At 35.8% G+C, this 26,447-nt stretch carries 21 protein-coding genes and 2 other annotated features; of the genes, 14 read left to right on the plus strand and 7 right to left on the minus strand.

Going from position 1 to position 26,447, the window contains the following annotated elements; all coding sequences use genetic code 11:
• Position 1 precedes the first annotated feature (1 nt).
• A complete protein-coding gene (locus tag LV469_06940; GenBank protein UHR02374.1) occupies positions 2-5,494 on the plus strand; it encodes a leucine-rich repeat protein in 5,493 nt (1,830 codons plus the stop codon).
• A gap of 77 nt (positions 5,495-5,571) precedes the next feature.
• Here LV469_06940 and LV469_06945 read toward each other — a convergent pair whose 3' ends face one another.
• From LV469_06945 to LV469_06955, 3 genes are read right to left on the minus strand one after another with little or no spacing between them, the layout of a single operon-like run.
• Positions 5,572-6,306, minus strand: coding sequence for an amino acid ABC transporter ATP-binding protein (locus tag LV469_06945; protein ID UHR02375.1), 735 nt, complete (start codon positions 6,304-6,306; stop codon positions 5,572-5,574).
• Between the two features lie 9 nt (positions 6,307-6,315).
• The gene (locus LV469_06950) at positions 6,316-7,041 is read right to left on the minus strand and encodes an amino acid ABC transporter permease (GenBank protein UHR02376.1); all 726 of its coding nucleotides are present in this window, start codon (positions 7,039-7,041) and stop codon (positions 6,316-6,318) included.
• A 1-nt stretch (position 7,042) separates the two neighbouring features.
• Positions 7,043-7,870, minus strand: coding sequence for a transporter substrate-binding domain-containing protein (locus tag LV469_06955; GenBank protein ID UHR02377.1), 828 nt, complete (start codon positions 7,868-7,870; stop codon positions 7,043-7,045).
• 41 nt (positions 7,871-7,911) lie between these two features.
• Positions 7,912-8,148 (minus strand) — a binding site (T-box leader).
• 112 nt (positions 8,149-8,260) lie between these two features.
• Here LV469_06955 and fabG point away from each other — a divergent pair.
• Positions 8,261-9,001 carry a 3-oxoacyl-ACP reductase FabG gene (fabG, locus tag LV469_06960; GenBank protein ID UHR02378.1) on the plus strand — a complete coding sequence of 247 codons (741 nt, stop codon included), beginning with the start codon at positions 8,261-8,263 and terminating at the stop codon, positions 8,999-9,001.
• Positions 9,002-9,141: 140 nt separating this feature from the next.
• On the opposite strand, the gene LV469_06965 is transcribed toward fabG, so the two are convergent.
• Both LV469_06965 and LV469_06970 read right to left on the minus strand, forming a co-directional pair.
• On the minus strand, positions 9,142-10,686 hold the full coding sequence (locus LV469_06965; protein UHR02379.1) for a hypothetical protein: 1,545 nt from the start codon (positions 10,684-10,686) through the stop codon (positions 9,142-9,144).
• 90 nt (positions 10,687-10,776) lie between these two features.
• A complete protein-coding gene (locus LV469_06970) occupies positions 10,777-11,430 on the minus strand; it encodes a GntR family transcriptional regulator (GenBank protein ID UHR02380.1) in 654 nt (217 codons plus the stop codon).
• Positions 11,431-11,655: 225 nt separating this feature from the next.
• Here LV469_06970 and LV469_06975 point away from each other — a divergent pair, with 225 nt between their 5' ends.
• Entirely contained in the window at positions 11,656-13,071 is a 1,416-nt protein-coding gene (locus tag LV469_06975) for a leucyl aminopeptidase (GenBank protein ID UHR02381.1), read from the plus strand.
• A gap of 47 nt (positions 13,072-13,118) precedes the next feature.
• Here the strand turns inward: LV469_06975 and LV469_06980 are convergent, their stop codons facing one another.
• Complete coding sequence (locus tag LV469_06980; protein UHR02382.1) at positions 13,119-13,358, minus strand: glutaredoxin; 240 nt, start codon at positions 13,356-13,358, stop codon at positions 13,119-13,121.
• 84 nt (positions 13,359-13,442) lie between these two features.
• Between LV469_06980 and LV469_06985 the strand changes: the two genes are divergently transcribed.
• The 8 genes from LV469_06985 to serS all read left to right on the plus strand — a co-directional run bounded on the left by LV469_06985 (position 13,443) and on the right by serS (position 22,407).
• The gene (locus LV469_06985) at positions 13,443-13,841 is read left to right on the plus strand and encodes a zinc ribbon domain-containing protein (GenBank protein ID UHR02383.1); all 399 of its coding nucleotides are present in this window, start codon (positions 13,443-13,445) and stop codon (positions 13,839-13,841) included.
• 2 nt (positions 13,842-13,843) lie between these two features.
• Positions 13,844-14,605: an alpha/beta hydrolase gene (locus LV469_06990; protein UHR02384.1), complete on the plus strand. Its 762-nt coding sequence runs from the start codon at positions 13,844-13,846 to the stop codon at positions 14,603-14,605.
• 3 nt (positions 14,606-14,608) lie between these two features.
• Positions 14,609-16,138 (plus strand): UDP-N-acetylmuramoyl-tripeptide--D-alanyl-D-alanine ligase, encoded by a 1,530-nt coding sequence (locus LV469_06995; protein ID UHR02385.1) that lies wholly within the window; start codon positions 14,609-14,611, stop codon positions 16,136-16,138.
• A 1-nt stretch (position 16,139) separates the two neighbouring features.
• Entirely contained in the window at positions 16,140-17,318 is a 1,179-nt protein-coding gene (locus LV469_07000; protein ID UHR02386.1) for a D-alanine--D-alanine ligase, read from the plus strand.
• Positions 17,318-19,414, plus strand: coding sequence for a ribonuclease R (gene rnr, locus LV469_07005; GenBank protein ID UHR02387.1), 2,097 nt, complete (start codon positions 17,318-17,320; stop codon positions 19,412-19,414). The genes LV469_07000 and rnr overlap by 1 nt, the downstream gene beginning before the upstream one ends.
• Position 19,415: 1 nt before the next feature.
• Positions 19,416-19,877: an SsrA-binding protein SmpB gene (smpB, locus tag LV469_07010; GenBank protein UHR02388.1), complete on the plus strand. Its 462-nt coding sequence runs from the start codon at positions 19,416-19,418 to the stop codon at positions 19,875-19,877.
• The gene (locus LV469_07015; protein ID UHR02389.1) at positions 19,877-20,881 is read left to right on the plus strand and encodes an acyltransferase family protein; all 1,005 of its coding nucleotides are present in this window, start codon (positions 19,877-19,879) and stop codon (positions 20,879-20,881) included. The genes smpB and LV469_07015 overlap by 1 nt, the downstream gene beginning before the upstream one ends.
• Before the next feature lie 40 nt (positions 20,882-20,921).
• Positions 20,922-21,085, plus strand: a binding site (T-box leader).
• A gap of 32 nt (positions 21,086-21,117) precedes the next feature.
• Positions 21,118-22,407, plus strand: a complete 1,290-nt coding sequence (gene serS / locus LV469_07020) for a serine--tRNA ligase (GenBank protein UHR02390.1) — start codon at positions 21,118-21,120, stop codon at positions 22,405-22,407.
• Positions 22,408-22,474: 67 nt separating this feature from the next.
• Here serS and LV469_07025 read toward each other — a convergent pair whose 3' ends face one another.
• Positions 22,475-23,986: a hypothetical protein gene (locus LV469_07025; GenBank protein ID UHR02391.1), complete on the minus strand. Its 1,512-nt coding sequence runs from the start codon at positions 23,984-23,986 to the stop codon at positions 22,475-22,477.
• 105 nt (positions 23,987-24,091) lie between these two features.
• On the opposite strand from LV469_07025, the gene LV469_07030 reads away from it, so the two are divergent.
• Genes LV469_07030 through LV469_07040 form a run of 3 tightly spaced genes read left to right on the plus strand, consistent with a single transcriptional unit; the run spans position 24,092 to position 26,443 of the window.
• Positions 24,092-24,598 (plus strand): hypothetical protein, encoded by a 507-nt coding sequence (locus tag LV469_07030; protein ID UHR02392.1) that lies wholly within the window; start codon positions 24,092-24,094, stop codon positions 24,596-24,598.
• Positions 24,599-24,611: 13 nt separating this feature from the next.
• Positions 24,612-25,508 carry an alpha/beta hydrolase gene (locus LV469_07035; GenBank protein UHR02393.1) on the plus strand — a complete coding sequence of 299 codons (897 nt, stop codon included), beginning with the start codon at positions 24,612-24,614 and terminating at the stop codon, positions 25,506-25,508.
• On the plus strand, positions 25,505-26,443 hold the full coding sequence (locus LV469_07040) for an NAD(P)-binding domain-containing protein (protein ID UHR02394.1): 939 nt from the start codon (positions 25,505-25,507) through the stop codon (positions 26,441-26,443). The genes LV469_07035 and LV469_07040 overlap by 4 nt, the downstream gene beginning before the upstream one ends.
• Positions 26,444-26,447: the final 4 nt, after the last annotated feature.

Below are 26,447 nucleotides of genomic sequence, written 5' to 3' on the forward strand. Positions count from 1 at the left end.
TATGAAGAAAGTAAGAAAGTCGCTTAGTTTACTTTTGGCTTTTGTAATTTTATTTTCTTGTTTTCCAGGACGGATGATAAATGCAGAAGAAATTTCTACAAAAGTAGACTCGAGAAGAGAAAGCGCTGATGCGAAAGAGTGGAGTGAGGAGGATTTCTTTTTTGAGGGAGTATCCTTTTCAAAACTAACTGCAAAGGGCAAGGCTAAATTAAAGGCAAACAATGGAGTTTTGTATTTTCCTAGCCTAAAGACGAGCCATGGCAATCCTATTTGCGGGATTAAACAATCCGGATTTACAAATCTGGGAATAAAGTCTGTTGGTTTTTCTGATCAAATAACAGAAATAGGCGGTCAAGCTTTTTATGGAAACAATATAGAAGAGCTTAATTTACCTAACACTATTAAAGAAATAGGATTTGCTGCATTTAAAAAGAATGAAATCAAGAGCTTGACTTTGCCAGACTCTCTTGTAGAGATTGCCGCATCTTCTTTTGCAGAAAACAATATTTCTGATGTGGTAGTGCCAGATTCAGTAACAAAAATTTTTAAAGATGCCTTTGACAAAAGCACAAATTTACATATTTCACAAGTAGACAAGATAGAATTTCAAAATTGTAAAAAAGAAGATTTCACTATAACAGCTAAGGCATCTGATAAATCTGCTAAATATACAGAAGAAGATTTTACTGTAAGAGAAAGAGCTAGGGAAGAGGAAGGTCTTGTGATAACTGGACTTAGCAGCCAAGGCCAAGAAAAGAGAAAGACTAGCCACGTTTTAAATATTCCATCAGTCATAGATGGCAAAAAGGTAAAAATCATCGGCAAGTCAGCGTTTTTCAATAGGTCAACAGATGATGCTTCAATTTCCTTTGAAGAAGTTATTTTGCCATCATATCTAGAAAAGATAGAAGATGGCGCCTTTGCTGGAAACTCAATATCTAAAATTGATTTTCCAGATAGTCTTAAAGTAATTGAACAAAATTCTTTCTGCTTCAATAAGTTAGAAAGTCTTAGGATTCCAAACTCAGTAGAGAAAGTAGGGTTACATTCTTTTGCTTATAATAAACTTAAAAATGTTGAAATAGATAACACAAAGGGCAAAGTTAGCATAGACAGCATGGCTTTTGACGACCAAGAGGGCGGTGGACTAGTCAAATTTATCTATTTGAGAGATGCAAAGAAAAATGTAGATAAATACAAAATAAATTTCAATTTAGACAAAGGAGTCACACTATCTACAAGCCCAGCTAATGAAGCAAAAGAAGGAGAAAAAGTAAGCCTGTCCTATAAGATTACTGATGATACAAAAGAAATATTGAAAGTAAGTGTAAAAAAAGGACAATATTTCAACTTGCCTATCAAAGATAACAGCTTTATTATGCCGTCGGCAGATGTGACTATTGAGATAAAATTAAAGGACAAATATTCACTTGATAAATGGTGTGCAGAGGATTTCATCTACTACACTTATGATCCAGACCCAGACAATGAGGATGCTCAAGCATATTATTGTTTGAAAGGTCTATCCGAAAAAGGGATAAAAAAACTTGAAAACAACAAAAACCTTGTTTTACCTGAGAAAGATCCAAATGGATATAAGCCGGTATGGGTAGAAGAAGATGCCTTCAAGGACAAAAATATTGAAAGTGTAGAAATACCTGGAAATTACACCCATATCCAAAGCAGGGCCTTTAAAAATTGTGGCATAAAAAATCTTAAATTACACGATGGACTTCTTTATGTTCAAGACAGTGCCTTTGAAAATAATGAACTGACAAATTTAACATTGCCAGAAACATTCAAATATCCATCCAAATCAGCTTTTAAGGGAAATAAACTGACAAGTCTTGTACTTCCTAATTCTTGTACATCCATAGGACCAAGCTCTTTTATGGACAACCAAATAGCAAGCCTTACGCTAGGAAACAAAACGGATCGTATTTGGGCAGAGGCATTTAAAAACAACAAAATAAAGGAAGTAAATATACCTTTAAGCTTAAAGAAGGGCTGTATAGAAAGAGATGCTTTCGATGGAAACATTGGCAAGGAAAATCCACTTAAAAAAGGCGAAAATAAGGTAATCCTTTGGACACCTCAAAAGAATAATCCAAACAATATAAAAGCAGGAAACAACTATATAGTAGATCCTAAACAAGCTGAGAAGCAAACAGTTGAGTTTGTAGCAAGTGATTTTTCTTATGAAAAAGATAAGGTTTCAGATTTTTCAAAAGAAGGCTTAAAGAAATACAAGAAGCTGGGAGAAGATGTTACTTTAAAATTGCCGGAAGTAGACACTAAGGGAAAGAAAGTCACAGGAGTAGCTGATTATGCTTTTAGTGATATAGATCCTCAAATAAAGAAAATTGTAATACCAAATGGCTATGAAACTATAGGAGAACAAGCATTTTCAAGTTCTGGCTTAACAGAAATCGAATTACCAGACTCTATGCTTTATATAGAGGGAAATGCGTTTTTAAATTATGAACAAATAACAGTAAAATGCTATGTTTCCTCTGATAAAATCAAAGAAACAATTGGAGATAGTGGTAATTTCTGGGAAGTTATTGTAAGGAATACAAGCTCTGAACCTTCAAAACCGGATAAGCACGAATCAGAATGGACAGCCGAAGATTTCAAATATAAAGAAATGCCCATTAAATATGAAGAAAACAATGTAGAGACCACAGTAAACTTGAATGCAGTTGCGGGATTTTCTGAAGCGGGATTAAAAAAATCCAAGACTCTAAAAAAACTTGTGCTTCCAAGTGAGGATACCAAGGGCAAAAAAGTTGAAGCTATAACTGATTTAGCTTTCATGGGTGCATATGGCAAAAAGGGAATCACTGGTGATCTGTCAATACCTGAAGGCTACAAATATATCGGTCAAATGGCCTTTGCTTTTAATAATATAAGCGGAGAGGTAAAGCTACCTGATAGTTTATTGGGTCTTGGTGAATCTGTATTTTTTAGAAATGAAATTACAAGCTTGATTGTGCCTAAGGGGATAACTGAGATACCAGCAGTCCTTATGAGGGGCAATAAACTCAACAAGGTTGAATTTAAGGGCGATATAGAAGCTATATCAGATTTAGCTTTTGCTGAAAATAATCTTGAAGAAATTATAGTACCTGATAGCTTAAAAACAATAGGCAAGCAAGCCTTTGAAACGAATACAGGTTCTGATGCCTACAAAGGAAAATTAGTTATAAGGACAAAATCTGGCAAGAATCCTAACAATTTAAAAAATAAAGAAAATTATATAATAGATCCTAAAAATCCGGGACAAGGACCATCTCTTGATTACACTAAATGGACTCAAGAAGACTTTACCTACAAGAAAGACAAGCTTGAAGGCTTTTCGGATCAAGGTCTATTAAAAATTAGAAAGAATAAAAATCTAGTTATACCTGCCAAAACACCTGATGGACAAGACTTAAAAGTAATAGGCATAGATGCCTTTAGAAATCTAAACCAAGGGTTTGATATAAAATCTGTTGAAATTCCAGATACTGTTGTCAAAATTGAGGACTATGCTTTGCAATTCAATGAAATAAGCAAGGTGAAACTCCCGAGAGATTTAAAGACATTGGGAATGGGCGTTTTCATGAGCAATTTTGACTTGAAAGTGGAATTTAACGATAAGCTAGAATACATTGATCAGGCCTGCTTCTATGAAACTGACCTAGGCTCCATAGAACTTCCAGCAAGTGTAAATACTATAATGGATGCAGCGTTTAGAAAAAGTAATTTGAATGAAGTTAAATTTAAAGAAGGATCTAAATTAAAGGAAATAAAATATCTTGGATTTGCAGATAATAATTTGAAAGATATTAAATTGCCTGAAGGACTTGAAGTAATTGGAAATCAAGCTTTTGGAAACAACAAATTTACAGAGCTTAATATGCCTTCTACGCTTAAAGTTTTAGGCTTCCAAGCATTTGCTAACAATCCAAGCGAAGCAAATCCAAAGGCTGTTGTCATAAATATTGACAACAATAACATTCATGATGACGAAGGAAAGACATTTATAGTAAATCCTAAAGTTTTAGCAACAGAAGCTGACAAGGCTGAGCTTAAAAATCAAATTGATTTGGCAGAAAAAGTAGACAAGAATAAGCTGACAAAAGAATTTAAGGGATATTTTGAAAATGCGTTAAAGGAAGCAAAAAGCATAAGTGAAGATTCTAAAGCATCAAAAGCAAGTGTGGCTGGTGCGACTAAGGAAATGAAATTTGCAAACAAGAGATCAGAAATAAATACCTTGATGTTCGAAAAGGAACTTTTAGACTCTAAGGCACAAAAATTTGACAAAGAAAAATGGCAACAAGTCGAAATATCCTACAATAGAGCAAAAGAAAAACTGATGGTTATAAATATTTCCGATCAAGCAGTTGAGCAACTAATAAGCGACCTAGACTTGGCATTAAAGAATCTAAGCGGAGTTGAAAACCCTCTAGAGGGAGCCATAGAGCTTGAAGGAGAAGCGGAGGTCAAAAGGACTCATTATATAGAACCCTACACTATAAAGGTAAAGGTTTGGGTAAAAGAAGGTAAAATAATTCATGTAATAGATAATAAAACTGTGCATGATGATCCAAGTGAAGATGAAGAGCACAATGGTGGATATTTTAAACAAGCCCTACCAATTATGAGATCTTATATAGGCAAGAGCGTGGAAGAAGTATTAGGCCATCAATTGGGCAAAAAACTTGGCATAGACTCCATTTCTGGAGCGACAGTAAGCTCACGCATAATCCACAAAGCTATTCAAAACGCCCTTTCTAAATATAAAAAACCGGAAGTGCCTAATGAGGATATCAACCCTGGAGAAGTAAAGCCTGGTGAAGAAAAACACGATAACATTCCTGTTTATTTTGGAATTATTTCAAGCTCATCAAGCTCATCAAGCTCACAAAGCGAAAATAAAAAAGAAATAGAAAAGAAAGAAGAACCACAAAAGGACTATGAAAATCACTGGGCAAAAGAAGCCATAGACTTGTGCCTAGAAAAAGGATACTTTAAAGACATAGTAGATAAGTCAAACTTCAATCCAGAAAAGGCAGCAACGAGAGCAGAGTTTATAACAGTTCTTGCAAGATATGCAGGAATAAATAATAAAACTAACAAAGCAGGATTCGAAGACGTAAGTTCAGACAAGTATTATTCTCCATTTATTTCGTGGGCAAAAGAAAACAAAATTATCTTGGGAAGAGGAAATGGAAAATTTGCTCCAGATGCCACAATAAGTAGGGCTGAAATGGCAACAATTATCCACAGAATGGCAAAAGTCCTAAAACTAGATAAGTCTACAAAAAACATGAATATAGACTTTAAAGATGCCGATGCAATTCCAAATTGGGCAAAAGATGCAGTAAAAGATCTTGTAAATCTTGGCATCATAAATGGAAACAATGACAATACATTCAATCCAAAGGGCAACTTCAAAAGAGCCGAATTGGCACAAATAATCTACAATTTCAGCAAAAATAAATGATTGAAATCTTAGAAATAGCCATAGTAATGTAAAATTAAAAAACACTCGAGAAATTTTCTCGAGTGTTTTTTGTTTTCTCAAACAAGCTTGAATCTTTGCAGGAATTGCTTAGTTCTTTCTTGCTTGGGATTTGAAAATATTTCTTCTGGACTTGAATCCTCCAAGATGATGCCCTTTTCCATAAACAAGACTCTGTTGGAAACATCTCTGGCAAAATCCATTTCGTGAGTCACTACAAGCATTGTCATACCTTCTTTTGCCAATTCTTTCATGACTTCCAAAACATCTGCGACCATCTCTGGGTCTAGGGCAGATGTGGGTTCATCAAAAAGCATTATTTCTGGCTCCATGCAAAGAGATCTTGCTATGGCGACCCTTTGCTTTTGCCCGCCAGAGAGTTGAGATGGTTTGGCATCTACATAGGATGCCATGCCAACTTGTCCCAAATACTTTAAAGCCATGTTTTTAGCGTCGATTTTGGATTTTTTTAAAACCTTTATTGGTCCTAGGGTGAGGTTGTCTATGACATTTAGATTGTTGTAGAGATTAAAGTTTTGAAAAACCATTGCCATTTTTGTTCTAAGAAGTCTTAGGTCTGTTGAAGAATCGAGAAGATTTTTTCCTTCAAAAAATATCTTGCCACCAGTTGGCTTTTCAAGTTGATTTATGCAACGAAGAAGGGTAGATTTGCCCGAGCCGGATGAGCCTATAATAGATATGACCTGACCCTTGTCTACTGTAAAATTTATATCTATAAGCACCTTGTTGCTGCCAAAGGACTTTTCTAAATTTTCTATTTTTAGTATTTCCATAAATGCCTCCTAAACCTGCATTTGATTGCCAGACTTGAGCTCGAAATCTTTTGGACCATCCATCTTTTTTTCCGCAAAGCGAAGGACATTTGTGATTATGGTAGTTAAGATTAGATAGATTATACAAGTGACAAAAAATGTGCCAAAATAGTTGAAGTTCGCTCCGGCTATCGATCTACTCTGAAAAAATAGCTCTGAGACACCTATGACATTTAAAACAGATGTATCCTTTACATTTATTACAAACTCATTTCCCGTTGCGGGCAAGATGTTTCTAAGAGTTTGGGGTAGGATGACATAAAGCATTGTTTGAAAATGGGTCATGCCAGATGCGTAAGCAGCTTCGAATTGGCCCTTATCTATCGAGAGGATGCCCCCTCTTACAACTTCAGACATATAGGCACCTGTATTTATTGAAACAATAAAGAAAGCCGCAGGCACCAAGGGGAGTCTCACATCAAAAAATAGAGGAATTCCAAAATAAATTACCATGGATTGAACCATCATGGGAGTGCCTCTAAAAAATAAGATGTAGAAGGAGAGGATGGCGTTTATTAGCTTTTGCACAAGTCCACTCATACCCGATTTTTTAGGAAGGGTTCTTATTATGCCTATTCCCAAGCCTATCAAGAGACCGAGGATAGTTCCTATAAGAGAAATTTGCAGGGTCAAAATGGTACCATTTATAAATAAAGGGTAATTATTTTGCCATATTTCCAACATTTTTTCTAGCATTTCATTCCTCGCTTATAGGTTGTGTTTCAAGAGCTGTCTTCATCATCTCTTGTCTTTTTTCATCACTTACAGAGTCTATTATTTTATTTAAGTCTTCTTTTAGCTTGGATCCTTTAGAAAGACCAGCTGCAACAGCAAGATCTTCATCAGAAGCTACAAATCCCTTGCCGTCTTCGAATTTTATATAGGTAAATTCGGGTATAGCTTTTTCAACAGATAGACCTTCTGGCAGCTCTGCAACATAGGCATCTATTATGCCAGATTTTAGAGCTACTCTTTCAGAGTTGAAGTCTTGCATAGCTTCTACTTTTTGAGCGCCGGGTATTTGGTCTATCACGCTATAATGAACTGTGTTTAATTGACCAGTCACCTTAGCTCCTTTAAAATCTGAAAGGGAAGTGGCATTTGCATAGGCAGAGTCTTTTTTTACTACCATAATGAGGTCACTTTTCCAGTAGGCAGATGTGAAGTCTATGACTTCCTGTCTTTCTTTGGTCGGACTCATGCCAGCCATGACAAGATCAATTGTTCCAGATTGGACAGCTGGAGCTAGTCCATCCCAGTCTATCTTGACAATCGAGAGTTCCTTTCCAAGTCCTTCAGCTACTTTTTTTGCAAACATTATATCGTAGCCATTTGCAAACTCTTTGCTGCCCTCGATTGGCACAGCGCCATTTGAATCATCTGATTGAGTCCAATTGTAGGGGGCATAGCCACATTCCATGCCGACTCTTAGGACATTTTCGCTTTTCGATTTGCCACATCCGACCAGACTAAAGGCGGACAATAAACTGACAAGAACTAATAGATTTTTTAATGTTTTTTTCATATCTTTCCTCCAAAAAAATAATAAAAAAGAGATCTTCATCCAAAAGGGACGAAAATCTCGTGGTACCACCCAAATTTACAAGAGACTTGCATCCCTTGCCTTAGAGGCTACAATAATAGCCCGACCCTATAACGTGGGTTTACGTCAGGTCATCTAGCAAAAGCCTTCCACCTGCGACTTGGAGTCTTTATTCACGATGTTGGTTCTTATCCCATCTCAGCTACAAGGGATTCTCTGTAAAAGCCTGACAAAGCTACTCATCTCTTCAAAGTCTTTTTATAAATTTCTTTGATTATATACAATGTGGCTAAAAAAAGCAAGTTCAATTTAAAAAGACCAGATGACTTTTAAAGTCTTTTAAAATTTCATATAATGAGATAGAGGTAAATTATGAGAAAAACAGTTTTAATTACAGGAGGCTCAAGGGGAATAGGAAGGGCTATCGCCTTAAAACTAAGCGAGCAAGCACAAGCCTATGACATAGCCATAACTTATAATGAAAATAAAGAAGCGGCACTCGAAGTGAAAAGTCAAATTGAAAAAAATGGCCGCAGGGCCATGGTGTTAAAGTGCGATGTGGCCTTTTGTGAAGAGGTTGATCGTGTTTACGATGAGATTTTAAATACTTGGGGGCCAGTCGATGTGCTTATAAACAATGCAGGTATAGCCGACAAGACCTTGTTTCAGGATATGGAGCTGGAAAGCTTTAAAAGAATCATGGATGTGAATGTGACGGGGGTCTTTAACACTATAAAGGCAGTCCTTCCTGCCATGATTTCTAAAAAAGAGGGCTATATTTTAAATATATCCTCCATGTGGGGGCTGGTAGGAGCATCTATGGAAGTCGCCTATTCGGCATCTAAAGGAGCAGTAAATTCTCTTACAAAGGCCTTGGCAAAGGAAGTTGGATACTCGGGGATAATAGTAAATGCAATCGCACCTGGGGCAACCATGACTCAGATGTGTGAAGATTTAGGAGCAGAAGTTTTAAAGGACTTGTGCGAGGAAATCCCAGCCGGAAGACTGGCAAGACCAGATGAAATTGCAAATCTTGCAATTTTTATGATTTCAGGCAAGTGCGATTATATACAAGGACAAATAATAAGCCCAAATGGGGGACTTGTAATTTAAAAATTAAAATCCGTATACAAAGTAAAAATCGGTTCAAGCATGATTATTATGCTATGCGAGCCGATTTTTTTCTTAAAAAAACCACTGACTAAGCAGTGGTTAATTTTTATAAAAATTTTATGCACACTTTAAAAGCTTTATTAAAGATGCATTTTTTCTGGACTAAAAATTCTACTATCCATAATTTTTAATTGGTCGGAGATTAGAGGTTCGAATTCTATATTTTTTAAAATATCTCTTTCAAGATCAACTCCGGGGGCAATTTCTTCCAAAATAAGACCTTTAGGACTTAGCCTAAATACGCATCTTTCAGTCACATAGATGACATTTTGTCCATTTTCAAGAGCTGATTTAGCTGAAAAAGTCCTTTGAAAAATTGATTTTACAAATTTTTTGATTTTACCTTCCTGAACTATTTGAAGTTCACCGTCTTTTATTTCCACTTTCAGACCACCAGCCGTAAGGCTTCCGCAAAACACCAAATTTTTTGTGCCTTGAGCTATGTCTATAAAGCCGCCGCATCCGGGCATGGAGTTTTCAAAGCGAGAAACATTTAGATTGCCAAAGCCATCTACTTCGGCAAGACCTAAAAAGCTAGTTTCAATTCCTCCGCCCGCTGTAAAATCAAGAAAATCTTTTGAAGGCATGGCACCCTTTGAATTTAAAGCAGCGCCAAAAGAGCCTCCCTTCAAGGGAAGTTCTCCTAGAACTCCTGAATCTTGAGTCAAGGTGATTTTATCTTTTATACCTTCTTCATCGCATATATCGGCTACAAGTTCGGGCACCCCAACACCCATGTTTACTATGCTATCTTTCTTTATCTCAAGGGCAGCCCGTCTGGCTATAACTTTTTTCATATTTAAAGGCAGGGGATTTTTGGAGCTTAGCTCAATATTTATCTTGCCACTCAAGCTGTCTTCGTTTAAGTAGTCCCAAGTTTGCCTATGGTATTTTTCAGCCTTGCTTGTGACGAAAACATAGTCGACTAAATTTCCTGGGATAGAAATTTTATCAGGAGACAATTTTTCATCTACAACTTCTTTTACTTGGCAGATAACTTTGCCACCAGAATTTTTGCTAGCCATGGCAATTTGCAAGAGATCAAGAGGTCCAATTTCATCTTCTATTGATATGTTTCCAAAAATATCCGCTCTAGTTCCTCTAATAAGTCCCAAATCTATTTTTGGCGTCTTATAGGCTATGAATTCTTCTTTCAAGACGGTTACAATTTCTCCCAAGACATCTTTTGTAAGAGTATTAAACCTGCCGCCATCAAGTCTAGGGTCTACGAAAGTAGAAAGCCCAAGCTTTGTGAGCATAAAATTTTCGCTCCTTATAGCCGAGTCATACAGACGTAAAATCGTTCCATAAGGAAGGTCATAGCATTTGATTTTATTGTCTGCAATGAGTTTCGATGTCTCTTTTAAAGTTGCAAGATGAGATATTATAATTTCATCAATAAGACCTGGAAGGGCAAGCCTATCTATGCCTGTGCCGTCTGCGTTGCCAGAGCCTGGCCCATGCATGATTTTTAGATTTTTTGGATACCCTTTTTTTAAAAAAGAATCTCGAATAGCTTCCAAGACTTCTTCGGGACTTGCAGAAGCAAAAAAACCTGATACAGCTACTCGGGCCTCGTCTTTTACAAGTCCGCCGATATCATCAAAATTTATTAGCTTAGTCATATCTTCTCCTTTATCACATTCTGCAAGTATATAAAATAAAGTCATTTATGTCAAAAAAATAAGAGCCTAAAGGCTCTTAAAATTATAATTTTATTCCTGAAACATCCTGGAATCATTTTTCATTTCAATTATTGGAAAGAGGGCTTGTATGTATTCAGCTGAGAGATTTTTTGCTTTTTTACAATCACGACTTTCAATAGCGGATTGAATCTTTTGAATCTTATCATAAATTAAAAGTAAATTTTCGTTGTCATTTAATATAAAATTAGATATCCTATACAATCTAGCGTCTATAATCATGAGCAAATCTTTCAGAAATTGATTTGAAGTAGAATTTATTAATGACAAATTCCACTCTACAAGCAAGTTTTTCAAACGATAGAAATCTTCGTTTAGCATTGCCTCTTTCATCTCTTGAGCTAAACTTTTTAAAATTATACAATCTTCTGTTATACCTGCATATGCAGTTTGCTCGACCAGCATTGGTTCTAAAATTTTTTTCACAAAGTAGAGGTCTTTACAAAAATCAATAGATATTTTGGCAACTTGATAGCTTCTTCTAGGGTTTGCCTTAACCAAGCCTTCTATTTCTAGCTTTTTTAAAGCTTCTCTAACTGGAGTTCTGCTTACGCCAAGTTCATTTGCAATTTGTAATTCTATTAACTTGTCATTAGGCTTATACTCATCATGTAAAATTTTGTCTTTAAGGAAATCATAGACGTTATTTCTTCGAGGTGCTCGCATATTTTCATTCCTCCAACTATATAATTTTAAATTATTCTATCACAGGAAAGAAAAAAATGAATTTTAAAAACTTCCTTTTTTATGGAAAAATAGAAAGAAACATAGACAGTATGATAAAATTTTACTCAAAACGAGAACTTAATAATTTAAGGTTGGGAAACTATTATTTTAAATATTAGGTGGTAAAATCAAATTTTGGTATAATAGAATGCATGAGGTGATTTAATGATAAAATTTGGCAGATTAGAAAAAGACCTTACAAGGGTCAACATTTGTTTTCAAGAAGAAGATTATGGAGTTTCTAAAGAACTATATGATTATATAAGCAAAAAGGATATTTTCAAAGCGGAATATAAGCAAATTTTTCAAAACTTGGGACCCAAGAGCGAAAATATTATTTTGTTAGGTCTTGGCAAGAGAGAAGATTTTAATTTCAACAAGCTAAGGGAAGTAGCATATAGAATTTTTAATATTATAAAAGAAAATAAAATATCCTCACTCAAAATTTGTGGAGGACTTTGCAAAACTGGAGTTCAAGCTTTTGCAGAAGGACTTTTACAAGCTGACTATACTTTTGATGTTTATAAGAAAGAAAAGACCGAAAAATTTGATTTGAGTGTTGATTTTGAGGTTGATCTATCTAAAGAAGAGCTTGAAGAAGCTTTGAAAGAAATCGAAAATTTGATGGAGGGAGTTTTTCTAACTAAAGATTTGGTAAACACACCTTCTATCGATATGTATCCAGAGGTCTTGGCTCAAAAAGCCAAGGAACATTTGCAAGATCTTGGAGTGGAAGTCGAAATTTTAGATAAAAAGGCCATAGAAAAACTTGGCATGCAAGCCTTCTTGGCAGTTTCAAAAGGCTCTGCTAGAGAGCCCAGATTTATAATTATGAAATATCTTCCGGTAAAAGGAGAAAAGCCTCTAGCCCTTGTAGGCAAAGGCCTGACCTATGACTCTGGTGGATATGCTCTTAAGATTCCTGCTACAAACATGGTAGATATGAAAAGTGACATGGCAGGTTCTGCCAGCGTTATAGGAAGCATCTATGCCCTTGCTAAAAATAAGGTGAAGAAAAATGTGGTGGGTCTTGTTGCCACTTGTGAAAATATGATTTCAGGAGAGGCCTACAAGAATGGAGATATAATTTCTTCGATGAAGGGTCTTCACATAGAAGTAATAAATACTGATGCAGAAGGAAGATTGACCCTAGCCGATGCTCTTTACTATGCAGCGACCAAGGTGGATTCAAAAGCCATAATAGATATGGCAACTCTTACTGGAGCCTGCATCATGGCTCTTGGCATGAGGACAACAGGATCAGTCACAAATGATGAAAAACTCTATGAAGAAGTGGCTAAGGCCTTTGAAAAATCGGGCGAACAAGTTTGGCAACTTCCGATATTCGAGGACTCGGAAGAAAAAGTAAAAAGTGACATAGCCGATCTTAAAAACTCTACAACGGGTGGTGCCGGCACTATTACAGCAGGCATTTTCTTAAAGAATTTTGTAGAAGGCAAACCTTGGGTTCACTTGGACATAGCCGGCCCTGCTTTTTCAGATTCAGCCTACTCTTTTACTGGCAAAGGAGCTACGGGTATACCCGTAAAATCAATTTATAATTTCGTAAAAGAATATTAAAAAATACACCTGGAGAAACTTTTAAAGAGGTCTCTTCCAGGTGTTTTTTATAAAAACTTTTCTTTTAAATATTTTATTATATCTTCGGATTCATACATGGGTTTTTCATCTATGAATAAGCAAGGCACTTGTCTCTTGCCACCCTTTTCAACAAGGTAGTCGAGAGCCTCTTTATCAGTATTTATATTTTTCAATTCAATACCATAAATCTTATTTTCATCTATAAATCTTTCTACCTTTTTGCAAAAAGGGCAAACTGTGCCCACAAATAGTTTTAAATTTTCCATAACTTAGTCCTTTCTTTGTAATTCACTTGATCTACTACATTTATTATTCCCCTATTTTTGATATAATAAACAAAGAGGTGGAATATGGATAATTTTAATAAGAATATCAGCTCTATTATAGACACTCTTAATAGGACTGGCAAAATTTTAAAAGAAAATGCCATGGAGCTAAAGAGGGTCGCAAATTTGAGATATAAAATATACGAGACGGACAAGGAAATTTCCAATTTATACAAGGAACTTGGCATAAGATATTACAAGTACAATAAGAATATGATTCCAGATATATCGGCACAGACTGTCATGGAAAGGATAGATTTTCTCTATCAAAAGAAAAAAGATTTGGAAATAATCCTTGGCAAATATAAAAATCTGGATGCAAGTCCTAAAAGCATCAAGGACAAGTCGGACGAAGTTTTTTGTCCAAATTGTGGGAAAATATATTCTGCCGACGAGAAGAGATGCCCCTATTGTGGGAGTTAGTGATGCGAAAGACAATAGAACTAAAAAACGTCAAAACCTCCTATATAGAAGAAGGCAGGGGCAAGCCACTTATAATCTTGCATGGCTGGGGAGCCAGTATAGAAGCTGTAATGAGTATAGTTAACATTTTAAAAGACACAAGAAAGGTCTATGCAATTGACGGAGCGGGCTTTGGCATGAGCGATGCACCTGATTATGTCTATGGGACTTATGACTATGCTGAGGCCGTGAAAGAGTTCATAGAAAAAATGTCTCTTGAAAAGCCGGATCTCATAGGTCATTCATTTGGAGGCAAGACTCTCATAGCTTTAGCTAGCAAATATCCCGAGCTTGTAGGCAAACTTGTGATGATAGATGCCAGTGGAATCATTCCAAAGAGGAAATTATCCTACTATCTGAAAGTATATTCTTTTAAAATTTTAAAAAATCTCTACACCAATATTTTATTTTGGAAGAACAAGGAAGAAAGTCTCAAATCTTTCTATAAAAAATTCGGCTCGGACGACTATAAGAATTCTGATGGTATAATGAGAAAGGTCTTTGTAAAGGTTGTAAACGAAGATATGCAAGGAGCTCTCAAAAAAATCGAGGCTGAAACCTTATTGATATGGGGCGATGAAGATAAAGATACGCCTCTTTATATGGGCAAAATTTTTGAAAGGGAAATTAAAAATTCAGGTCTTGTGGTCTTGAGAGGGGGCCACTATTCCTATGCCGATGACTATGCCACTTTTAGAGCTGTCATCAAATCATTTTTAGGGTGAATTATGGAAAACATTTATATAATTTTATTTCAATTTATAGATTACATGGCCTTGGCAGGGTTTTATTTTGTGACCAAAAAGGCTTCAGAACCCTGCTTGCACATTCTACAGCTAGAAGGCTATGAAAGCGCCGATTACTTAAAATGGCTAAAGGAAAACAGGTCGCTTTTAGGCAAAAAGCTAAGTCAAGAAAAGACGCCCCTAGTATGGACTGATAGGGCGAAGAGACTCTTTGGGGTACACTCATCAATTCTACTTGTAATAGGTTTAATTTTATCTATATCAAGTTTAATTTTTTCTAAAATTATAGGCTATGAAATAGCAACAGCAGCCTACCTCATAGGACTTTTTATAGCCTACAATTTAAGGGCCTACATCATGGTCTTGGCAAATAAAATCAACAAGCCTAGAGAAGAAAAAATCAACATGGGTTTTTATAATATGGCTCTTGAAAAAATAAAATCCAGAAAAAAATCAGGTCTTGTTGTGGTGGGCATCACAGGTTCTTATGGCAAGACATCTACAAAATTTATGTTGCAAACCATTTTAAGCGAGAAATTAAAGACAATGACAACTCCATCGTCTTTTAATACGCCGATGGGCTTATCCAAGGTGATAAACAATGATTTGACAGACGACATAGAGGTGTTTGTAGCTGAACTTGGAGCCAAAAAAATTGGAGAAATAAAAGAAGTGGCAGATCTTGTGCAACCAGAAATAGGTATTTTGACTGCAATAGGACCTACTCACATGCATATGTTTAAGACAATCGAGAATATACAAAAGACAAAGTATGAGTTAATAGAAGCTCTTCCTAAAAATGGACTTGGAATTTTCAACTATGACAACGAATACGTAAAGCCTTTAGCGGACAGAGAAGATGTCAGAGTTTTCAGATACGGCTTGGAAAATAACGAGAAATTGGCTCTTTTCGCAAAAGATATAGAAGTATTTGAAAGAGGTTCAAAGTTTAAGTTAGTTTGGAAGGATAAAGAGATGGCTTGTAGTACCAAAGTCTTGGGTAAGCACAATATTTCAAACATTTTGGCGGCTGCATCCTGTGCCTTGAACTTGGGCTTGAGCCTTGAAGAAATAAAAAATGGAATCGAAAAGATAGAACCAGTAGAACACAGATTGAGCCTAGTGGAAAATGAATCACAGATAGTTATAATAGATGATGCCTTTAATTCTAATCCGGTTGGAGCGAGGGCTGCTCTAGATGTACTTTCAAATTTCAAGGAAGGTAGAAAAATAGTCATAACTCCCGGTATGGTAGAACTCGGAGATATGGAAGAAGAAGAAAATAAGATTTTCGGAAAAGAGCTAGCTAGGGTTTGCGATTTTATAATACTTGTTGGCAAAAAGAGGACTCTACCTATTCAAGAAGGTATAAGGGAAGAAAATTTTAAAGAAGAGAATTTATTTGTAGCAGGAAGTCTAAATGAGGCGACACAAATCCTCGGTCATCTGACAAGACCGGGAGATGTAGTCCTTTTTGAAAATGACTTGCCAGACAGCTATTCGGAGGAATGAGATGGAAAATATAGCAGTATTATTTGGTGGAAGAAGTGTAGAACATGAGGTTTCGGTTATTACAGGGCTTCAAGTAATTGAAAACATGGATAAGGAAAAATTTAATCCAATACCCATATTTTTGGACAAGGATGGAAAATTTTACACTGGAGAAAGTCTTAAATCTTTTAAAAGTTTTAAGCAAGGCTCCTATAAAAAAGAAGGTATAGAAGTTTTCTTTAAGCCTGAATACAAAAATTTCAATCTCTATACACTTGAAGATAAATCAGGCCTATTTAACAAGCAAAAAAGCGAAAAAGTCTATGCTAAGATTGACCTTATATTCCCGGCTTTACATGGGACTTTTGGAGAAGATGGATGCATCCAAGGCCTCTTTGAGCTTATGCAAATCCCATATGTAAGTGGGGGTGTTGCTGCTAGTGCCGCTTCCATGGACAAGGTTTTGATGAAGAAAGTTTTCCAAGCAGATGGCCTACCACTTGTGGAATACAAGTATTTTTACAGATCTGAGTACGAAGACAAAAAGGATGAGATTTTAGGTTATGGTGATGAGCTTGGATATCCTATAATTGTAAAGCCAGCCAATCTAGGCTCAAGTGTCGGCATTTCGAAAGCAAAAAACAGACAAGAGCTAGAAGCTGCCATAGAAGTAGCCAAGCATTTTGACAAAAAAATCATTTTGGAACGCTGCGTAGAAAATTTAAGAGAGATTAATATGAGCGTTTTGGGCTATGAAAGCTATCTTGAAACCTCAAGGACAGAAGAGCCTGTTTCTTGGTCAGACTTTTTAACTTATGACGAAAAATACAAGCAAAAGAATTCGAAGTCTGGGTCAAAGTCATCGGGCAAGGCGTCCGCTTCAAGAAATATACCTGCAAAAATTTCTCCTGATGTAGAAGAAGAAATAAGAAGACTTGCAGTGAAAGCTTTTAAGGCTGTGGATTGTGCCGGAGTTTCAAGAATTGACTTCATGCTTGAAAAAGACAAGGTCTATGTAAATGAAATCAATACTCTGCCAGGTTCATGTGCTTTTTATCTCTGGGAACATAAATACAGCTTCAAGGAGCTTATAACTAAACTCATAGATATAGCCAAGGCAGTTTATAAAAACAAGTCTGAAAATTCCTACTCAATAAACTCCAACCTCTTTGAAAAAACATCTTATGGTGGAAAGTTATAATGATTAGAGAAGCCTTAAAGGAAATCTTATCAGACTTAGGTCCTGTAAAATTTAAAACACTTGCAAAGTATATGCAAATCTCCAACAAAGACAAAAAAGATTTTGCTGAACTTTTGAGAGAAATGGAAAAAAATGGAGAGATTTTTTTCGTAGACGACAAGTATCAGCTAGAAGGAGAAAACTTGATAAAAGGGCAAATCCAGGGTAACAGCAAGGGCTTTGCCTTTCTTTTAAGAGATGAGGGCAAGGATATCTTTATAGCTAGGGAAGATAAGCTCGGTGCAATGGATGGAGATAGCGTACTTGTAAAAATCACCAAGGCTTGTAAAGAGAAACAATCCTTTGAAGGCAAGGTAGTCAAAATTTTAAAAAGAGCCAACAAGGACTTGGTAGGCACCTACCAAGATTCGGGCAAGTTTGGATTTGTAGTACCACTAAATGACAGAATAGATACTGATATCTTTATACCAGGAGGTAAAAATCTGGGAGCTAAGACTGGCCAAAGGGTACTTGTAAAAATAGACAAATGGCAGAGCGGCAAAGCTTCTGCAGAGGGTCACATATTAGAAGTTTTCGGCTACCCAGAGGACAGGGGAGTAGATATCCTAACCATAGCAAGAAATTTTAATTTGCCACAGAATTTCCCCAAAGAAGTCCTAGATGAGATTAAGAAAATTCCAGATAAAGTGCTTGAAAGGGACTTAAAAAACAGGAGAGACTTCACAAAAGACAGAGTGTTTACAATAGATGGAAAAGATTCAAAGGATTTTGACGATGCTGTATCTATAAATTTTGATGGCAAGTACTATGAATTGAAAGTCCATATAGCAGATGTTGCTTTTTATGTAGAAGCAGGCTCTGCCTTAGACCAAGAAGCCTTAAAAAGAGGAAACTCCTACTATCTTTTGACAAGGGTCATCCCTATGCTACCTGAAGAACTTTCAAACGGAATTTGCTCTTTAAATGAAGGTCAAAATAGATTAACCCTATCTGTACTTATGAAAATTGACACCAAGGGGAAAGTGGTCGAGAGTGAAATTTGCGAGGGCTATATCAGGTCTTGCAAAAGGCTAGTCTATGATACTGTCAGTGATTTTTTAGAAGACGGCAAAGAGGATGCTTCCTTAGAAGGACTCTATGAGGATCTTAAAATCATGGGAGACTTACAAAAAGTCTTGTATAAAAAAAGATTATTGAGAGGCTCGATAGATTTTAATTTCAAAGAGACCAAGATAGATCTCGACTCCAAAGACAGGCCTGTGAAAATCTACCCCTATGAAAGAAGAATAGCCAATAGGATAATAGAAGAGTTTATGATTCTTACAAATGAAGTAGTGGCAGAAGAATACTTTTGGAGAGAAATTCCTTTTGTTTATAGAGTCCATGATGAGCCAAGTTTGGAAAAAATAGCGAGTTTAAACCAAATGCTAAGACCTCTTAATCTAAAAATAAAGAATTTAAAAGAGATAAGTCCCAGGAGTTTTCAAGAGGTCATAGATTCTATAAAGGGACAAGATGATGAGGAGTTTGTATCTACAATCATCCTAAGATCTATGCAAAAAGCTGGATACGATACAGAAGAGAGGGGACACTTTGGTCTCGGAGCGAGATACTATTCACACTTTACATCTCCAATAAGGAGATATTCAGATCTTATAATACACAGGATAATAAAAGAAAATATCCACAACAAATTTTCTAAAAAGAGATTTGCCTATTATGAAAAAGTCCTGCCAGGAATCTGCAAAAAAGTTTCAGAGATGGAGCTTGTTCAGGATGAGGCTGAAAGAGCTGTAAAAGATGCAAAAATTGCTCAGTATATGAAAGACAAGATAGGAGAAGTGTATGATGCGAAGATTACAGGAATAACAAATTTTGGAATTTTCGCCGCCTTAGAAAATACAGTTGAAGGACTAATTTCTTATCAATCAATTGATGAGTACTTAGAATATGATGATAGCACATACACTGCCATTTCAAGAGATAGTGGAATCATTTATAAACTTGGAGATGAGATAAGAGTAAGACTTGTCAATGTAAATTTGGACAAGGCTCAAATAGATTTTGAACTGCTTAGCTCCAAAGAGGAGGGATAAAATGGCTAAAAATAAAAATGATGCTCTAGCGACAAATAGAAAGGCCAACCACGATTATTTTATAGAGTCCTCCTTAGAAGTGGGCATAGCTTTAAAGGGTACGGAAGTGAAATCCATAAGAAAGGGATCTGCCAACTTAAAAGATTCTTATGCATCAATTCAAAAGGGAGAAGTCTTTGTAGAAAATATGCACATATCTCCTTTTGAACAGGGAAACATATACAATGTGGACCCCTTGAGAAAGAGGAAGTTGCTTTTGCACAAAAAAGAAATCAGAAAGCTAGAAAGAGAAATAACACAAAAGGGATACACTCTAGTGCCTTTGAAGCTCTATCTAGTAAGGGGCAGGGTCAAGATGCAGCTTGGACTTGCTAGAGGTAAAAAACTCTACGACAAAAGAGATGCCTTAGCAAAAAAAGATTCGGACATGAGAATTAGAAGGGCCTTGAGGAGTAATTATTAATGGAAAAAAGAAAAGTAAATTTCGATTTACTTAGAGTAATCTCAGCATTTTTTGTAATAATTTTACATGTATCATCTGGTGGCGTTTCAAATCCTCAAAATCCAGAATTTTTTTACTACAACATTTATTCTCAGTTGTCTAGATTTGCAGTGCCAATTTTTATAATGATAAGTGGTTATTTCAACTTGAATAGGAAGATGACTATAAAAAAAGCCATCGACAAATCCTTGCGCCTTTATATAATAATTGTTTTTTGGGCCATCGTTTATCTTTTGAAAAATTTACTTGCTGGAGGCTCCATGCCCCTTATCCAGATTTTACAAGAGCTAGTCCTAGGCCATTACCATATGTGGTTTTTATATATGACAATAGGTCTTTATCTAGCCACGCCAATTTTGGATGCAGCTTTTGAAAAAATTGAAAATTTAGAATACTTTTTAATCTTGGGCCTAATATTTTCTATAATTACCCCCAGCCTTTTCATAATTTTTAAAAATGGAAGTCTGACAAACCTAATTGCATCTTATTTTTCTTATTTTTATTTTGGATTATCTTATGGATTTACAATCTATTATAGCCTAGGCTCCTATTTGGGTCGCAGAGAAATAAAACACAAAAATGCCATCTACATTGTGGGTCTTATAGCAATCTTGGTATCAATATACGGCCAATACAAAATGAATGTAAATAGAAAAGGACTAATTTATGGCTTTTATGATGTGATGGGGATATTTGCATATCTATATTCAACAGCTATCTTCTTATTTATAAAGAACCTAAAAATAGAAAGAGACTTTGTAAAAAGAATAATAGAAAAACTCGCTGATTTGAGTTTGGGCATTTTTCTAATTCACGATCTTTTTCTTGGAAGGAGTATAAGACTTTTTGCTGGAACTCATCCTCTTATTAGAATTTTTCTTGCATCGTCTTTAATATTTTTGCTATCGGCTCTTGCGGTTTGGATTCTCAAAAAGATACCTTGGGTCAAAAACCACTTGCTCTAGTTGAAAAACTAAAGGCTACTTGGTATAATACAGATAATTTGATAGGACTATGATAAAAAGTAGTAAAAAGTGAAAACCTTCAGAGAGAAGACGGTTGGTGAGAGTCTTAGGTGGTAGCTTTTGAATCCGTTTTTGAGTCCAGACTTTAAAGTGAATGCAATTTGCATTAATTAGGGTGGCAACGCGGAAGACTTCGTCCCTTGGGGTGGAGCTTCTTTTTTTATTTAGGAGGAAATATGTTAGATATTAAATTTGTGAGATCAAATCCCGATTTGGTAAAGGAAAATCTGAAAAAAAAGTTTCAAGACTCTAAAATCCCCATGGTAGATGAAGTAATAAAACTTGATGAAGAGTACAGAAGTCTTAGAACTGAAGGAGACGAGCTGCGTGGAAAGAGAAATGCCACATCCAAGGAAATCGGCAAATTAATGGGGCAAAAAAAACTAGCAGAAGCTGAAGAAGTAAAGCTCGAAGTAAAGAGAATCAACGATAGAATTGAAGAAATTGACAAAATAGAAGAAGAAAAAGCAAAGAGAATAAGAGAAATAATGCTGGGACTTCCACAAATAATTGCAAGTGATGTGCCAATAGGCAAGGATGACTCTGAAAATGTAGAGCTGGAAAGATTTGGAGAACCGGTGGTGCCAGATTTTGAAGTGCCCTACCATGTGGATATTATGGAAGCTCTTGATGGCATAGACTTAGACTCTGCTAGAAGAACATCGGGCAACGGATTTTATTATTTAAAAGGCGATGTGGCAAGACTACACTCATCTATCCTTTCTTATGCCAGAGATTTTATGATAGATAGAGGTTACACCTACTATATACCACCTTTTATGGTCCGCTCTGATGTGGTAACTGGAGTCATGAGTTTTGAAGAAATGGAAAATATGATGTATAAAATCGAAGGAGAAGACCTCTACTTGATTGGTACATCTGAACACTCGATGATAGGCAAATTTATAGGCAGCATAAACGAAAAAGAAAGCCTTCCTCAAAAGATGACCTCATATTCCCCTTGCTTTAGAAAAGAAGTAGGAGCCCATGGCATAGAAGAAAGAGGGGTTTATAGAATCCACCAATTTGAAAAACAAGAGATGGTAATAGTATGTGAGCCAGAAGATTCTGAAAAATATTATGATGAACTCTGGAAAAATTCAGTAGACTTTTTTAGAAGTCTTGAAATACCAGTGAGGACTTTGGAATGTTGCTCTGGAGATCTTGCAGATTTGAAAGTAAAATCTCTAGATGTGGAAGCTTGGTCGCCTAGACAAAAGAAGTATTTTGAAGTTGGTTCATGTTCAAATTTAGGAGATGCTCAGGCAAGAAGACTTAATATAAGAATCAGAGGAGAAAAGGAAAACTACTTCGCCCATACTTTAAATAACACTGTTGTGGCACCGCCGAGGATGTTGATTGCATTTTTGGAAAACCATTTGCAAGAAGATGGCAGCATAAATATCCCAAAAGCTCTAAGACCTTACATGGGCGGCAAGGAAAAAATTGAAGTAAAAAGAAAATAAAAATTATAAAAAAATTAAAAGCCCGCTTTTGAAATAAAAAAGTCGGGCTTTTTGTTTGAAATAATAATTATTCATTTGAAGTCAAGGAATCGGCACCAATCCATCCCGTAAAGACATCTTTGCTTTCTGGCTCTTTGGCCTCAACTCTCAACCAGTACATATTTTTATTCTTGATGATGGTCTCGTATATATAGACCTCTGTGCCACTTGGCAAATCTTTTAATATCCGACTAGTAGAGCTAGGGCTTTCATAGAGCTTTGAATTTTCCTTTGTCAAAACCTGGAAGGTGTATCTTATATTGCTAAATTCATTTAATTTATTTTTGTCCTCAGAAAAATTCACAGGAGGCCCCTTGACCTCGGGAGAATTTCTTTTCATGTCCTCAAGCAAAATTATCATGTCTGCATATTCTGGAGAAAACTTTATAAGGTCTTTAGCTTCTTTTATGGCTTCAGCTTTGTGTCCAGCATTATAAGTCGCCTTTATCTTATCAAAAAACTTTTTTTGAATCTCTTGGATTTGGCTTTGAGCCTTTTCATAAAGGTCGGGGTCTTCTTTTATTACCTTTTTATAGTGAATCAAGGCTCCCTTGAGACTATTTTCTTCGAAAAGTTCCTCGGCCTTTAAATAGTTGCTCTTGGACTCCTTGAGCCTCTTTAACCTTTTAATATCTTCTTGTTTTTTGGGGTCCTTGGTCTTTAGATGTTTAAAGATATCAGATGCCTTCTCCAACTCGCCCTTATCTAGAAGTCGATCAGCTCTAGTTATCCTACTTGTCACATAGAAATTTTCTATGGGATTTTTTAGAAGCAAAAAGATAAAAACAAGGGCTAAGATAGCTATTACCACTGTAAAGAAAGTTTTGAGACGATTTTTTTTTGAGTTTTTTCTTACAACAACTTTTCTATCTTCTAGCTTTGGCGCCTTGATGGTATTTAAAATTTGAATATTTTTAGTCTTGAAGTCTTCGGGATTTTCATTTGCCATTGCTAGCTTATAGTCTATAAGCCCTTGGGTGAGATTATTTAAAGCCAGATACTTATTTCTCGAACAAAACTTACAAGTTTCAGAATCCTTGTCATTTATGCAACCACATACACAGCGCCATGAGTCCAAAAAGTTGTCGGCGAAAGTATAGATATCATCTTTAAAAAATTCATCCATCTGTCTTCTTTTATCTAAATCTATCAGGGGAAGAGAATATATAAATTGGTTTTCCTTGTTAAAGATAAGAGTTTTGCCATCTTCTGCAATCGCCTTAGAGATTCTTATTTCAACCTCTCTTGCATCCTGAAAACGAAAATCCAAAGAAAAAGGATCCAAATAAGTCATAGATGAGGCTGTGATAAGTCTATCATTTATCTTATATTCGATAGGATTGCCACCTAATATATAATCGCCCTTTTCATTTTTAAACTTACATATAATCTCTAAATCTATAAAGTTCTTCTCAGATATATTAAGCACATCGACAGAAAGCGAAAGGGGGTTGGACACTAGAAGGTCAGCCCTTGTGATTTGCAGTTCGTCAGAAGGATTTATATAAACTTTTGTAGGAAGTGTTTTTACATTTTCCAAAACTATCACCAAGATTGATTATAATTTACTTGGGGGCCAAGTTCAATTAAATGCAAGAAGACTTTGAATTTGATATAATCATAATAAAGACTAGAGGGGGAATTTATGGAAAAGAAGAAAAATTTAAGTCCAAAAATTGTTTTCAGATACCAAGAAGAATTACTTACATTTTTTAACAAGGCAACCAAGCGCTATGTAAGAATCATGTGGTTTATTCTTTTTATGGTAATGGTGGCATTTGTATTTTTAAACAAGGAAGAGCTGACATCCAACTACCTGTATTTTTTTGTAGCTTTTGCAGTTTTATTGAGCTTTACTGGCTTTATATATAAAAAGACTCTTGTGTTTTCAAAAAGACTGGGCCATTTTGTAAAAGACGGAATAAAAACAAGAGGCCAAATAATCGGCACCAAGGTCTCTCAAAGGGGCTCGAGAAAATTTCTTCACTTAGTGGTTGAATACAAGGATCCAAGAGACGGAAACAAAAAGGAATTTATAACTGATGCTGTCACAGGAAATCCCTATGAGCTGCTTCACAATTTGAATGTAGATGTGTATATTTTGGGAGATGAGCTAATGGCATCGGGCTTCAATTTAAAGGTGGACAAGTAAGGCGGTCTGCAAGATGATAGAAAAAACATTTGAAGATTTTTTAGGCGAAAAACTTGCTTATGTTGATACCAGGGCGGAGGATAAAAAAACTTTGATCCTCATCCATGGCAACATGTCATCATCAATTTTTTTTGAAAGCACCATAGAAGCCTTTAAAAGTGAATATAGGATACTGGCACCAGACTTGCCGGGGTTTGGAGACTCCAGCCACAACTCGGACTATCCGGATTTAAAATCTTATGCAGATTTGATGGCAAGATTTTTGATAAAAAAGGTTCCGGGACAAGTTTTCTTGCTAGGCTGGTCAATGGGGGCAGGCGTTGTATATCAAATGCTTCTAGATCCTCTCATAAAAGACAGGATAGATAAGGCCATCATCCTATCGGGAGTGGGTCTTGGTGGTTATGGCTATAAGCAGGTTCTAGAAAAAAGAATCATGGATTTCAAACCCTTTGAAAACTTCGGCAGCAAGACCTTTCTTGAAAAAGTGGAAGACATCAAAGAATTTTACAGACAAGCGCAAAATTTCGGTCTACAAGAAGAAATTAGATTCACAGCTATAAGAAACATCTTAAAAAAATCAGTTTATAGCGATATGGAAGTAGATGAAGCCGAGCTTGATAGAAATACAAAAGAGGCGCTAAAACAAAACAATCACAGAGAAATTATAAAAAGTCTTTACAATTTCGACTTGATTACAAATGAAGAATACAAAAAAATAGACAATAAGCTTCTGATTCTACATGGCTCAAAAGACAAGGTAGTCTTAGAAGAAACAGCCCATGAGTCCTACGAACTTCTAAAAGAAAGAGCCAAGCTTGTGATACTGGAAGGCTCTCATGGCCTTATGGCTACAAATTTTTACGAATACATCAGAGAAATTTCTAAATTTATAGGAGGCGGACAATGAAAGTCTTAATGCAAAAGAGAAAAGAAGATTGGCTAGTAAAAGAAATCAGAGACTTGGGATATGAAATATCATTTTATAAACCGAAAGAAGAGGATAAAGTAGACTACGATGCAGATATAATTGTCGATGGAATCTGGCTAAGGCATTTTGATTTTTCTAAATTCAAAAATCTAAAATACATCTTTCTTCTATCAACAGGAATCGACTATCTGGACTTAGATTATCTCATAAGAAACCGCGGGATAAAAGTCACAAACAACCATGGCGCTTATGGAGAACCCATAGCTGAATGGGTACTTTATAATATTTTGCAATTGGAAAAATATGACCGACTCAATCTCAAAAATCAAGAAAACAAAATCTGGACATACAGGTCTTCTTCAGGAAACCTATATGGCAAAACTGCCCTTATTCTAGGAACGGGCGCCATAGGTAGAGAAACCGCCAAGAGACTAAAAGCATTTGATGTAAAAACCATAGGACTAAATAGATCTGGTAAAAAATACGAAGAATTTGACGAGATTTGGAAAAATGAAGAAGTCCTAAAAGGCCTAAAAGAAGTGGACTATGTGATTTCTGCCCTGCCAGATACCAAAGAAACAGAAAAATTTATAGACAAAGAATTTTTAGATAATCTAAAAAAAGAAGCCCTAATCATAAACATATCAAGAGGAGCTGTAATAGACGAAAAAGAACTCATAAAATCCTTGCAAGAAAAACGCCTTAGAGGGGCAGCCTTGGATGTGTTTGAAACAGAACCACTTCAAAAGGACTCACCACTTTGGGAGATGGAAAATGTCTATATATTCCCCCACATATCTTTTTCTTGCGAAGACGACCAAGAAAGGCTATTTAGAACGGCCCTTAAAAACTTAAAAAATTTAAAAGAAAATAAAGAGCTAGAAAGCTTAGTTGACATAAAGAAGGGATACTGAAAAT

This window comes from Peptoniphilus sp. GNH (assembly GCA_021307325.1).
Classification (GTDB): domain Bacteria; phylum Bacillota; class Clostridia; order Tissierellales; family Peptoniphilaceae; genus KA00134.

What these genes read in the sequence shown, in the direction of transcription:
- LV469_06965 (UHR02379.1), bottom strand. Translation starts at nt 10,686, where the DNA reads ATGACTAAGCTAATAAATTTTGATGATATCGGCGGACTTGTAAAAGAC.
- LV469_07000 (UHR02386.1), top strand. Translation starts at nt 16,140, where the DNA reads ATGGAAAATATAGCAGTATTATTTGGTGGAAGAAGTGTAGAACATGAG.
- LV469_07030 (UHR02392.1), top strand. Translation starts at nt 24,092, where the DNA reads ATGGAAAAGAAGAAAAATTTAAGTCCAAAAATTGTTTTCAGATACCAA.
- LV469_06975 (UHR02381.1), top strand. Translation starts at nt 11,656, where the DNA reads ATGATAAAATTTGGCAGATTAGAAAAAGACCTTACAAGGGTCAACATT.
- LV469_07015 (UHR02389.1), top strand. Translation starts at nt 19,877, where the DNA reads ATGGAAAAAAGAAAAGTAAATTTCGATTTACTTAGAGTAATCTCAGCA.
- smpB (UHR02388.1), top strand. Translation starts at nt 19,416, where the DNA reads ATGGCTAAAAATAAAAATGATGCTCTAGCGACAAATAGAAAGGCCAAC.
- LV469_06985 (UHR02383.1), top strand. Translation starts at nt 13,443, where the DNA reads ATGGATAATTTTAATAAGAATATCAGCTCTATTATAGACACTCTTAAT.
- LV469_06970 (UHR02380.1), bottom strand. Translation starts at nt 11,430, where the DNA reads ATGCGAGCACCTCGAAGAAATAACGTCTATGATTTCCTTAAAGACAAA.
- rnr (UHR02387.1), top strand. Translation starts at nt 17,318, where the DNA reads ATGATTAGAGAAGCCTTAAAGGAAATCTTATCAGACTTAGGTCCTGTA.
- LV469_07040 (UHR02394.1), top strand. Translation starts at nt 25,505, where the DNA reads ATGAAAGTCTTAATGCAAAAGAGAAAAGAAGATTGGCTAGTAAAAGAA.
- LV469_06955 (UHR02377.1), bottom strand. Translation starts at nt 7,870, where the DNA reads ATGAAAAAAACATTAAAAAATCTATTAGTTCTTGTCAGTTTATTGTCC.
- LV469_06940 (UHR02374.1), top strand. Translation starts at nt 2, where the DNA reads ATGAAGAAAGTAAGAAAGTCGCTTAGTTTACTTTTGGCTTTTGTAATT.
- LV469_06980 (UHR02382.1), bottom strand. Translation starts at nt 13,358, where the DNA reads ATGGAAAATTTAAAACTATTTGTGGGCACAGTTTGCCCTTTTTGCAAA.
- LV469_06990 (UHR02384.1), top strand. Translation starts at nt 13,844, where the DNA reads ATGCGAAAGACAATAGAACTAAAAAACGTCAAAACCTCCTATATAGAA.
- LV469_06950 (UHR02376.1), bottom strand. Translation starts at nt 7,041, where the DNA reads ATGCTAGAAAAAATGTTGGAAATATGGCAAAATAATTACCCTTTATTT.
- LV469_06945 (UHR02375.1), bottom strand. Translation starts at nt 6,306, where the DNA reads ATGGAAATACTAAAAATAGAAAATTTAGAAAAGTCCTTTGGCAGCAAC.
- serS (UHR02390.1), top strand. Translation starts at nt 21,118, where the DNA reads ATGTTAGATATTAAATTTGTGAGATCAAATCCCGATTTGGTAAAGGAA.
- LV469_06995 (UHR02385.1), top strand. Translation starts at nt 14,609, where the DNA reads ATGGAAAACATTTATATAATTTTATTTCAATTTATAGATTACATGGCC.
- LV469_07035 (UHR02393.1), top strand. Translation starts at nt 24,612, where the DNA reads ATGATAGAAAAAACATTTGAAGATTTTTTAGGCGAAAAACTTGCTTAT.
- fabG (UHR02378.1), top strand. Translation starts at nt 8,261, where the DNA reads ATGAGAAAAACAGTTTTAATTACAGGAGGCTCAAGGGGAATAGGAAGG.